Origin of the sequence: Kocuria sp. CH-021 (assembly GCF_049716185.1) — a bacterium.
GTDB classification, from domain to species: Bacteria; Actinomycetota; Actinomycetes; order Actinomycetales; family Micrococcaceae; genus Kocuria; species Kocuria cellulosilytica.
The window spans coordinates 164,968-174,868 of record NZ_JBNAFK010000008.1 but is presented as its reverse complement, the minus strand read 5'-3'; the positions used below and the strand labels follow the sequence as shown (position 1 = coordinate 174,868).

Sequence of the window (9,901 nt, the reverse complement as noted above, 5' to 3'; positions counted from 1 at the left end):
CTGGATCAACCGACCATCGGCCGCAGAATCCGCAGCCGCCTGACACCCGCTGGCCTCAAACACCTTGAAAATTTCCGCGGTGGCGCAGATCCACTCCGGGACGAACGGTGTGCTCGCGTGCGGGCGCACCTGCCAGGCGGTCTTCGGGTTGGCCGGGCTCCACTCGGCGGCCAGCCCGGGGTCGTGCCAGGCGAGCGAGCCGAGGATGGTGCGGCACTGCGGGCAGCGCCAGCGCTCGTACTTGTCCCGGGCCCGCACGGTGTCCTGCCACTCGTGGCCGCAGCTGGGGTCGCGCCACCACACGGTGCGCTTGGAGTCCCAGACCACGTTGTGCGGGGTGTGCTTGCCGTTCTTGGTCGGGTGCCACTGGGTGGCGATCTCCGGCAGCGTGTCCGCCAACCACCGTTTCTGAGACGACGCCTTGGTCCTGGCGCCGCGACAGGACGGGCACCCGGAGTCCATGTACGTGAGCGGGCCGACCCGGGCGTAGTGCCCCTCGGGACACCGGAAGCGCCGCAGCCCGTGACCGCCGACCATCGCCTGATGCGGGTCCTCCTCGTCGGCCCAGGCGGCCAGCAGCACTGGCACCGTGGCGATCGGGGTGACCTTCCACCGCTCGTACTCCTGGTTCCACGCCTCGCGCCGGGCGTCCTCGCACCGCGGGCAGCGCAGCCATCGGGTCATGTCGTTGACGCTGGCCTGGAAGGGGTGTCTGCAGTCGGGGCAGGTCCAGTGGAAGGTGCGGGTCGCACGCACGGTCACGGTGCGGAAGTCCGCCTCGCTGTTCTTCTCGTGGTCCCACCACGTCAGAGCCTTGGCGCCGGAGTCGACGAACAGGTTGGGATTGGACCCGGCGGTGGCTGCCGGAGTGCCGCGGGGATTGCTCGAGCAGGTGCAACCGGACCCGAAGTCGCATGGGCGTGCGGCGGAGATTTTTCCGCAGCGCCGGCATCGGACCACCACCGGATCATAGTGGTCGTGGATCTCGCCGAGGGGATCAACCAGGTCGAGGCCAACGGCGTCGAGGCGCTCGGCGATGCGCTCCACGGGGAGCACGCCTTCGTCCAAGAACTGCCGCGCCGGCTGGGTTGGTACCACCGTCAGAATCTCGTCCCGGGTGAAGCCGTCGCGCAACAGCTCCAGGAGCGCGGACTCGAAGTAGTAGCCCAACAGCTCGCGCTGGTGCTGGGCCCAGTCCTGCCAGTGGCAGGCCCGGCAGGTCTTCTCCCCGTAGCCATTCTTCTCCAGGACGTAGTCGAACTTGTAGTGGGCCTGCACCCCGCACTCCAGGCAGGTGCACAGCCGGTACTTCCCCGGTCCGGGGAACGGCTCGTCGGCCTTCAGCCCGCCGACGCGCAGCAGGTCGTCGATGCACCCGGTGCACCAGGCGGGCTTGGTGCGGGTGGTGTAGGCGGCGTCGTTGCCGCACCGCGGTCTCGAGCACTCCTGGGTCTTGACCGGCATCGGTGGCATCCTCCTGCGTGGTTCGCTGTCCGGGTGGTGGTGCGGGGGCTCGGGTCCTACTCGAGGTCGGTGGAGGTGAGCCCCACGGCCGAGACCAGCCAGTCGCCGGAGGGCTGCAGCTCCATCAGCGCGATGGTCTGGTCGTCGCCGGCGGCGGTGTGGATCTTGAACGTCATGGTGGGCGACTCGATCTGCACCGACTCCACGGACTCGACCTCGGCGTCGACGACGTTGGCGATGTGGGTGTAGGTGAAGTTCTCGTGCAGGTCCTCGGTGACGTAGGGCTCCATCCCGGCCAGCCACGCCTCCTTGTCCCCGCCGTGGGTGTCGTAGTAGGCGGCGGCGAACTTCTCATCGGGCTCCCGCCAGTCGCCGGCCTCCGGGGCCTGGGCGTGGTCGGACCCGGCTGCGAACCCGGCGGACTCCGAGGGCTCGGGGGTCGGCTCGGACTCTGGAGTCGCCTTGTCAGCGGCCTCCTCAATTCCGGCGGGGCTCTCCGTCTGCCCGGTTGCATCGGGCGTCGACTCGGTGGTCGTGGCAGCCGCCACCGACGGAGCGGTAGCCGGGACGGTGGAAGAGGCGGAGGCCGGCTCGCGGTCGGGATCGGTGGCGAAGAGCCAGGCGAAGACGGCGATCACGATGGTCGCCACCAGGCCGGCGGCGGTCGCGTCGGGATCCTTCTTCAGCTGGTCGATCATCATGGTCCTCTCGAAGCGTTGTTCTACCTTTCATCATGCGTCGAGAGAATCATGTGGACTGGGGGCAGGCCCGACCATCGCCAAGACAGTCGAGACCCGGATGCACCAGCTGACCGCTGGCTGAGCCTGGCCTACATGGCGTCCACGACGCCGAGCAGAGCTTCCTCGACAGCTTCTTCCCCAGAAACATCAGAGGCGTAGAAGGTCCCCACGATCGTGATCCACTGCCCGTCCGTGGTTTCGGTGAAGGCGTACGACTTGAAGTAGATGTCGTAGTCAGTGGTGGGGATCTAAACCGTGCGGCCCGACGGAGTGACAACCTGGCGGCCGAAGCCCAGCGCGGTCTCACGGATTTCCGGGTCCGGATTCTCTGCGACGACCGTCACGCCGGATATTCCGACCGAGTAGGTATTCGGGTCCTCCAAGATCTGGTTCTCGTACTCATCGTCGTACTTGATTCTGCAACCCCAGATGACCATCGGCTGCTCTTCCGCGACATTCACCTCGGAATCGAGGCCAGGTGTGAGTTCGTGGAGCGAGCTGTAGTCATAGTCGGCACAAGGGGCATCGGCGCGCTCCGAGACAGGCGTGCTCGACTGCGCTGCTTCGGCAGTTGTGGCGGCGTCCGGCTGAGCCGTGCCACTCTGCTCAGATGTTGGCCCGGCGACACGGGGTTCTCCGCCGCACCCGGACAACAACAGCAGCCCCAGAGCAGCGATGCTCAGCGTCGAGATTCCACGGTGCGTGCCAACCATCTCGTGCCTCCGCGGCTGTAGGGATCCTGTCCGCTCAGTATGGACATCGCAAACGCGAAGGACACCAGTCTCCGCCACCCCAAAGATGCACCTTGCAGAGTCGGTCCGTTACGACTCGCACTTACCCTCGGTGAAAGTAATCTCCACGAGCCAGCCGGTGTGCGTTGCGTCGAGCCAGTCGGTCAGCGTCGGCAGCAGCTCTCGCGGGGCGATGCTGACGATCTTCGAGGTGGAATCCTCGTCGATCTCCTCGTGCGGCACCTCGGTGATCGTCACACCCAGGCTCTCCAGAATGCTCGTGCGCAGCTCGCAGAGGTTCATCGGTGCTCCTGCTCGGTGATCGGGGACCGGCGGGCGTCCCCACCCTAGGGGCCGACACCGGGACCACCGGTCGCTGACCGCCTCCTCGACGCGACAGCCACGCCGGGCGCAGACCGGATGCGCTCGCCAGGCTGCGGCCGCGGCGCACCCTTGAGTCATGATCGTCGTGCTCCTGACCCCGCTCTTCGCCGTCCTCGCGCTGCCCCACGCGCTGCCCGAGGGGCTTGGTCGGGAAGCGATCATCAGCATCCTATTCGGCGCCACCCTGAGCCTGTCTTACTACGACGATACGCTGTGGGGCGCTACCGGCCCCGGCATGCTCCCATCCGCCACCATCGCGGTCATCGCCGCTGGTGTGGCGACCGGACACATCTGCCGCCTGGCCCTGATCAGCGAGAACTCCTGGTCCTGAACCGTTCCTCTCCCCGCGGGCGAGGTCCATGATGGACTCATCATCGTCGACCTGTGGGTCGCGATGGTCCTCGGCTCGTTCCTCACCCCGGTGCTCGACAGCCGGCGGCTCGCCAGAGCCATGCCGGTGACGTATTGGGTGACCGTAATGTGGGCATCCGCCCACCCCGCCTTGCTGGGACTGACATGTAGTCAACCTTGTCAAGAGGACAGGGTGAAGCGGCGTCCCTCGTTGGCCGGTGAGGGACGCCGCCTTGTCGATCACGTGACCGGTCCCGGACCGGCCACCTCCCATTAGAGATATGAGATCGGCCGAGCAGTGGACATGGCATCGCTGCTAACCGGCCTCGGGCAGGTTCGCCGCGCTCGCCTCGCGCAGACCCCGATGCGCATCCGAGGTCACCAGCTGAACCTCGGCCAGTCCGCGGGCCACCAGGTCGGCGAAGAACTTGTTCCAGGCGGCCCCGCTTTCGGCCGTGGCTCCCCCGCATCGCGAGAACCTGTCGACGACGCCTGAATACTGACCCCGTGGCGTCGGGCGGATTCAACGACAGGGGGTCAGATTTCAGCCGACGTTGACAGAACCTCACGGTGACCGCGGGAAAACGCCTCCCGATTACCTGCCCGCTCCCTCCGTTTCCGCACGTCAGACGGAACGGTTGCCCGTTACCCGTCCGTGCCTTGCGCGGGCGGTCGAGCGGTGTCAGCGTTTCAACAGGTTCCGCCCTCGGAAGGGAAAGAACCATGAGACACACCGCAGGATGTCCGTGGCGCACGTCCGGCCTCGCGTTCCTCATCTTCGTGGCTGTCGTCGAGTGCGGGGCCACGCGGTCGGCCGACGACGTTGCCAGACAGTTGGCTCGAAGCAGCTCGGAAGTCGAAGAGGTCAGCCAAGCCATTACGCGTGCCAACGGGGGTTCGGCGAGACTCGAGCGCAAGACGGCCGAACAGCTCGCTAGCGGGACGGGCGTCCTGTCTAGGCTGATGGATTCCGATGATGTCTCGGCGGTCAATGCATGCTTCGTCTATCAGGCGACCGGCGCCTTCATCGACGACGGCCCCGAGGTACAGGAGCTGTTGTCACAGATGGAGCAGGACCTTCTCCTCGGGAAGGCGACCAACCAGTCGATCAACCTCGCGTGCGACCTCCGAGGCGCCCTGGACGGGATCTGAGGTGTGGGACGACCATGCTGGCTCTCGGCCGAGTCCAAGGAAACGCCGCGCCGCGTCGTGGCTCAGATTACGGTCAGGGCCCTGAGACGGCCTGGGTAGATCACACATGGGTCCTGGCGTGACCCCCATCGGCGGCTACCTAACTTCGGTTGTCTGCTGGACACAGGTACTTATGAGCGCCGGCGGAGCGGGCGCCGACTCTAAGGGTCTTGCCCGGTGCTGAGACCCCGCGGATGGCCGCGGCGATCGTTAGGTCGGTTCCGGGCCGGTGGTGTGGCTGCGCGAGCCAGAGACGGCACGCAGGCGGGCGCTCGTCTCGGCGTCCAAGTAATCCAGGTCTTTTCACACGCTCGCAGGTTCACCGGCGTTGCGAAGCAGGAATTCGGATTAGTGGGCCGGAAAGCGCTCGTGGACGGCTACACATGTCGGGCACTGCTCGCGATTCCTTGGATCCTGCCTCGGAACGAACCACTGTCCACAAAGGGCCTTGAGCGCTTCACCTTCAACCATGCTGTCAACGATGCGCTCCTGGTGCGTGTAGTGGGATTCCGCTCCGGCGTCAAAGACGCCTGGCGCGTTACGTGACGGGGTGGTCGCGATGGCTGCCCGAAACTGCTCTCGGTCGGTTTCGAGGGAGTATGCGCGGCCTTGGCCAATATGGGTTACGGCCCAGTGTTGCTCATGGCAACACACCTCACCCACGAAAACCTGCTCGGCCCAGTCCAGCAGTTTCGTCAGAGACCAGTTCCGGGGGTGAAACTCGAGAAGGACACTGACCACACTGTCCGCCTCGACCTCGCACAGAACGCTGACCAATGCGAGTTCGCGCCCCTTGGGGTCCTCCAGCAGGCGTTCCACGACGGCCTCGGTCTCCAGGGCCTCTAAGACCCAGGCGCGAGCCCAACCGGCCAGCTGGGCCTCCCACTGCTGCATTAGGGCGCCCTTCCGCTCAAGGCGCAGTAATTCGCGGTCTTCCAGCGTGGGGAGGAACGGCTCGGGTCCACCTGCCTTGATCTGGGCCATGAACGCCTTGTAGAAGTCGGTGCCCTCCTTCTCGCGTCGATAGCCAGCAGCACACAGCCATGCCTGCCCACCCTCGTCAACATATGCAGCCCCACGCCACCGAGAACCGGTCTTGACCTTCCACCACATGGGGTTCTTCAGCCCCGAGATTCCTTCCCGCTTGACGTCATCCGCTCCGGAGATAGGAAAGAGCTCTGCCATTTTCTCCAAGATGGGATGTCGTAGCTCGTGAACGGGCTTGGGGCAGTCCTGGAGGTTGTCTATGGCCCGCTGATCGACTACATCCCCCCAGTCATTGGGTATGTCCTCACGCAGGCAACGAGCTGTGGGTCGGCCAGGGGTTTCCATGCACCGATTATTAGCCGATCACTCTCGCAAACCAACGCTCCACACCGGCAGTGAGTGAATATGACTAGACATCAAGCTCGTCCATGGCCGCTGCCCGAGTAGCCTCCGGGTGGGCAAAGCGCTCGGCCACCTGCTTGCGCAACTTGTCCTGACGGATCATGTAGTCGCGCAGCTCGCCTAATGCGATCCGGCGATCTCGACCTACCATGATGTAAGCAAGATCGCCTGCGTCGAGGACCTTGTAGAGGTGCACGCGGCTGACTCCAATCAGCTTCGCAGCCATCGCCGGCGTGATGTAATCGCTCTCAGGGGCCACCACAACGTCCTGACCAGCATGAACCGTGTTCGAAACCTGCTCGACGGCCTGCTTGAGGACGCTGTCCTCGGGGAACTCTCTCACGACATCGTTCAGCTGATTGAGCTCGGAGGTGTTCACGGAAGTGGCAGAGATCGTCTTCATAGCTGCATCCAATTTGCGTGGGTTCGGGTGTCGTCGGGTGTCACAGATGATGTAGGTGTCACAGATGTAACCGATGCGCTCATCGTGGCATCGAACCGAAGCGAAGTCCAACTGACAAGATGTCGGGATCCCGGGGCTGTCACAACCGTTCACAATTGCAACTGCATTGCTAAAGCCGGGGCCGATACTAGGGGCCGTGTAGCCAGTGCCGGTCGCCCCTGAGTCGGCACCGGTTCCCGCCAGTTACGCCAGATGCTCCGATGTCCGCACAGCGGGCGCCGCTCCCGTCTCCGCAGGACAGCCGGGCTTAGGTTCACGCCTCGGCAGGGGCGGCGACGGCGTCGCATATGGGTAGAAGGCACAGCGGCCCCGCCCCACGCAGGATCTGGGCCCATGTGCGCCCGTCTGTGCCGATTCTCAGCGTCGAAGGATCGTCCCCAAGTAGCAGTGGGGCAGACGAGTTGGCCGTCGTTGCGCGAGCCGAGGACGTCCTCGCCGATCGAGGCCTGGGTCGCTCCGCACGGGGTGATAATGAGCAGGACATAAATTCCCGCGGTTTCGAGAACTGATCGATCTTTGTCCTGCTGCTTTGTCCCGTTTCCGTTTTGAAGGCGGGCCGCAGCATGGCACTCGACGGATTACGACCACCCGTGTCATGCGCGGAGAGATGGTTGTGCAGGATCGCGCGGAATTTCATTCACGAAAACTCTTAACCGGCCGAGCACTTCTTTCAACCGGGGCCCGTGATCTCCGCGGCGGTATACAGCGTGGATCTCCACTGGCGGGGCTCCGTCAAGCACCACTGCCCGCGTTCGGGTGCCGAGATGCATCCCCAGAACCATCGGCAGGACGGCCAGACCATGGCCCCGTCCAACATCGCTCAACAGCGCCGCGAGGCCTTGCGCGGTCGAAGGCACCAGGCGGGCCTCCGCGAGGGGTCTGATGTCACCAAGCCAGCCGGGAGACATTAGACCCGGGGGTACAGCTGGACTATAGAGGATCGGCATGGCCGCGAAGTCCTCCACTTTTACCGATCGGGTCTGCGCGAACGGGTGTAGCACCGGCACGATGCCTGCCCGAGGCGCCGCACCCAGCGGGTAGGACAGCAGCGCGGGGTGCTCGATGACCGAGGGACTCCACGGCACGTCGACCCTGTGGGCAATCAAGCTGTCGAGCACATGGTCGTACGGGACAGCGACGCACCGGATCGACACCTGCGGGACCCTTTGCCCCAGCACCTCGAGGGTTTGGACCAGAATCTGGACTGAGGCTTCCGTCGTGGTGAGTCCGGGAACCCCGATGCGCACGGGCCCCGGGACCCTGCCATACCGGCCCCCCGGACAACGGCCTGAGCGTTTCGGGCCCTCTCCAACAACTCCCCTGCGCAGTCAGCAAGACGAAACCCCGCGTCGGTCAAAGATCCGATTCCCGCTGGTCTCCGTTGAATTAGCGGGACCCCAAGTTGTTGCTCGAGCCGATGTATGCGCTTGCTCAAAGCGGACTGTGAAAGATACAGCCGGTTGGCTGCTCGACCGAAATGGCCCTCTTCGTGGAGGACGACAAAACTTGCCACGCATTCAAGGTCAAGTTCCATTCCGCCCCCAAGACCCGCATGACGACCCACCCTGACATCAGCATCCCACAGGGTTCATCACGTTGTGCTGTGTCAACGGCATATTCCTGGTAGGAATCACCCTGGGTCGATGGCGGGGCTGAGGATCTACTTTATGTTCATAGCTTCCTCGGCAGGACAACACCGGTCCTTTTCGGTAGCACCCGCGACGGCACAGGCGAAAGCTTCAAGCGGTTACCTGCGCCAGCTCTGGTGACGAGCACTGGCAACAATATGTGTTCCTCCTTCTAATTAGTGGACCTTTTTGCACTCACACAATGCCATGCATTTGTAAACGATGGAGTGACATCATGCGCCGTATGACCAATCACCTGAGTTCCACGCCGGATGCCGCGGCGGGCGCAACACCACGGCTAACCTCGTCCGGGTCCTCGCGACGCCGGACTGCCACGGGCATCCTCTCCGCCGGAGTTTTGGCTGGAGCATCACTGATCATCGGACCGACCCCGGCCAACGCGGCGACCACGGTCTCCGTGTCGGGAGGGGCGTTCCGCGTAGTCTCCGCGGCGAATAAGGCGAACGTCATCACGGTGAACCGTCAGTTCATCAACTCGGATGAGCAATACTACCGGGTCCTGGACAGTGGAGACTCCCTCACCCCCGGCCCCGGATGCAGGGAGTCCAGCGCCGCCATCCAATGCCAGATCACCGGCAACCTTAAATCGATCAAGGTGGATACCGGCGACCTCGACGACACCGTCACCATTGCCGCCAATGTGGGACAGACAGCCCATCTAAACGGCGGACCTGGCAACGACACGCTCACGGGCGGCTCCGCCATTGATTATCTCCACGGCAACGAGGGCAGTGACACCTTTACGGCGGAAACGGCAATGACCGACTCTTTGGCGACGCCGGCAACGACCGCCTGGCTGGGAATGCCGGACATGACGGCATGAGGGGCGGCGCCGGCCACGACCTCCTCTACGGCCAAACCGGCAACGACACCATGGAGGGAAACGACGGCAACGACCGCCTGTGGGGCAACGCAGGCAACGACAACCTCAAAGGTGGCTCCGGCAACGACGACATCCTCGACGGAGGACCGGACCACGACACCATCAACGGGGAATCGGGCGACGACACACTCCACGGCCGGGGCGGCAACGACAAACTGAGCGGCGACGACGGCAAGGACACCTTGAAGGGCTGGTCCGGCGACGACGGCCTGTCCGGCGGATCCGGCAATGACACGCTGAACGGCGACGCAGGCAATGACACCATGGGTGGCGGCCACGGCAACGACACCATGGGTGGCAACGCGGGCAACGACTACCTGAACGGCAATGACGGAGGCGACAGGCTTTACGGCGGTCCGGGCAACGATCATCTGATTGGCGGACGAGGCCTGGATTACCTCGAGGCCGGTCCTGGCAGCGACAGGCTTGAGGCGAGAGCCGACGGCTGGGGCGGCGAAACTGTCGACGGTGGCGCCGGCAGCGACACCTGCGAGTACGACGTCCTGCCAATCCCGGATTTCCCCAAGAACTGCTGACCGCGAAAAGGAACTCGAAACTGAGCTTCAATGACAGCCAGCGGTTATCAGACAGCGCAACGGCGCCCTGTCGGCAGGACAGGGTGCCGTTGCGTCTGGGACTGCCCCGACTTTCCCTGG

12 protein-coding genes and 2 pseudogenes are annotated in these 9,901 nt (G+C 64.4%); 5 read left to right on the top strand and 9 right to left on the bottom strand.

All coding sequences use genetic code 11. From position 1 onward, the window contains the following. The 4 genes from ACPYN7_RS08410 to ACPYN7_RS08395 all read right to left on the bottom strand — a co-directional run. The coding region (locus ACPYN7_RS08410; protein WP_424347344.1) for a zinc-ribbon domain-containing protein at positions 1–1,464 on the bottom strand (1,464 nt) is incomplete at its 3' end. A 56-nt stretch (positions 1,465–1,520) separates the two neighbouring features. Next, positions 1,521–2,165, bottom strand: a complete 645-nt coding sequence (locus tag ACPYN7_RS08405; protein WP_424347343.1) for a hypothetical protein — start codon at positions 2,163–2,165, stop codon at positions 1,521–1,523. Positions 2,166–2,452: 287 nt separating this feature from the next. Beyond that, positions 2,453–2,917: a hypothetical protein gene (locus ACPYN7_RS08400; protein ID WP_424347342.1), complete on the bottom strand. Its 465-nt coding sequence runs from the start codon at positions 2,915–2,917 to the stop codon at positions 2,453–2,455. 108 nt (positions 2,918–3,025) lie between these two features. Continuing rightward, positions 3,026–3,238 (bottom strand): hypothetical protein, encoded by a 213-nt coding sequence (locus ACPYN7_RS08395; protein WP_424347341.1) that lies wholly within the window; start codon positions 3,236–3,238, stop codon positions 3,026–3,028. Positions 3,239–3,395: 157 nt separating this feature from the next. Between ACPYN7_RS08395 and ACPYN7_RS08390 the strand changes: the two genes are divergently transcribed. Next, positions 3,396–3,650, top strand: coding sequence for a hypothetical protein (locus ACPYN7_RS08390; RefSeq protein WP_424347340.1), 255 nt, complete (start codon positions 3,396–3,398; stop codon positions 3,648–3,650). Positions 3,651–3,989: 339 nt separating this feature from the next. Here the strand turns inward: ACPYN7_RS08390 and ACPYN7_RS08385 are convergent. After that, a pseudogene (locus ACPYN7_RS08385) lies at positions 3,990–4,130 on the bottom strand (transposase); the annotation flags it as partial. 263 nt (positions 4,131–4,393) lie between these two features. On the opposite strand from ACPYN7_RS08385, the gene ACPYN7_RS08380 reads away from it, so the two are divergent. Further along, on the top strand, positions 4,394–4,822 hold the full coding sequence (locus tag ACPYN7_RS08380) for a hypothetical protein (protein ID WP_424347339.1): 429 nt from the start codon (positions 4,394–4,396) through the stop codon (positions 4,820–4,822). A 387-nt stretch (positions 4,823–5,209) separates the two neighbouring features. Here ACPYN7_RS08380 and ACPYN7_RS08375 read toward each other — a convergent pair whose 3' ends face one another. Both ACPYN7_RS08375 and ACPYN7_RS08370 read right to left on the bottom strand, forming a co-directional pair. After that, positions 5,210–6,046, bottom strand: coding sequence for a DUF3039 domain-containing protein (locus ACPYN7_RS08375; protein ID WP_424347338.1), 837 nt, complete (start codon positions 6,044–6,046; stop codon positions 5,210–5,212). A gap of 211 nt (positions 6,047–6,257) precedes the next feature. Then, complete coding sequence (locus ACPYN7_RS08370) at positions 6,258–6,653, bottom strand: excisionase family DNA-binding protein (RefSeq protein ID WP_424347337.1); 396 nt, start codon at positions 6,651–6,653, stop codon at positions 6,258–6,260. Between the two features lie 205 nt (positions 6,654–6,858). Between ACPYN7_RS08370 and ACPYN7_RS08365 the strand changes: the two genes are divergently transcribed. Further along, positions 6,859–7,008: an excalibur calcium-binding domain-containing protein gene (locus ACPYN7_RS08365; protein ID WP_424347336.1), complete on the top strand. Its 150-nt coding sequence runs from the start codon at positions 6,859–6,861 to the stop codon at positions 7,006–7,008. Positions 7,009–7,306: 298 nt separating this feature from the next. Here ACPYN7_RS08365 and ACPYN7_RS08360 read toward each other — a convergent pair whose 3' ends face one another. Continuing rightward, positions 7,307–7,960: a LysR substrate-binding domain-containing protein gene (locus ACPYN7_RS08360; RefSeq protein WP_424347335.1), complete on the bottom strand. Its 654-nt coding sequence runs from the start codon at positions 7,958–7,960 to the stop codon at positions 7,307–7,309. A gap of 107 nt (positions 7,961–8,067) precedes the next feature. After that, positions 8,068–8,247, bottom strand: a pseudogene (locus ACPYN7_RS08355) (helix-turn-helix domain-containing protein); the annotation flags it as partial. Positions 8,248–8,585: 338 nt separating this feature from the next. Here ACPYN7_RS08355 and ACPYN7_RS08350 point away from each other — a divergent pair. Further along, entirely contained in the window at positions 8,586–9,185 is a 600-nt protein-coding gene (locus ACPYN7_RS08350) for a hypothetical protein (protein WP_424347334.1), read from the top strand. Further along, on the top strand, positions 9,155–9,781 hold the full coding sequence (locus ACPYN7_RS08345) for a calcium-binding protein (protein ID WP_424347350.1): 627 nt from the start codon (positions 9,155–9,157) through the stop codon (positions 9,779–9,781). The genes ACPYN7_RS08350 and ACPYN7_RS08345 overlap by 31 nt, the downstream gene beginning before the upstream one ends. Positions 9,782–9,901 lie beyond the last annotated feature (120 nt).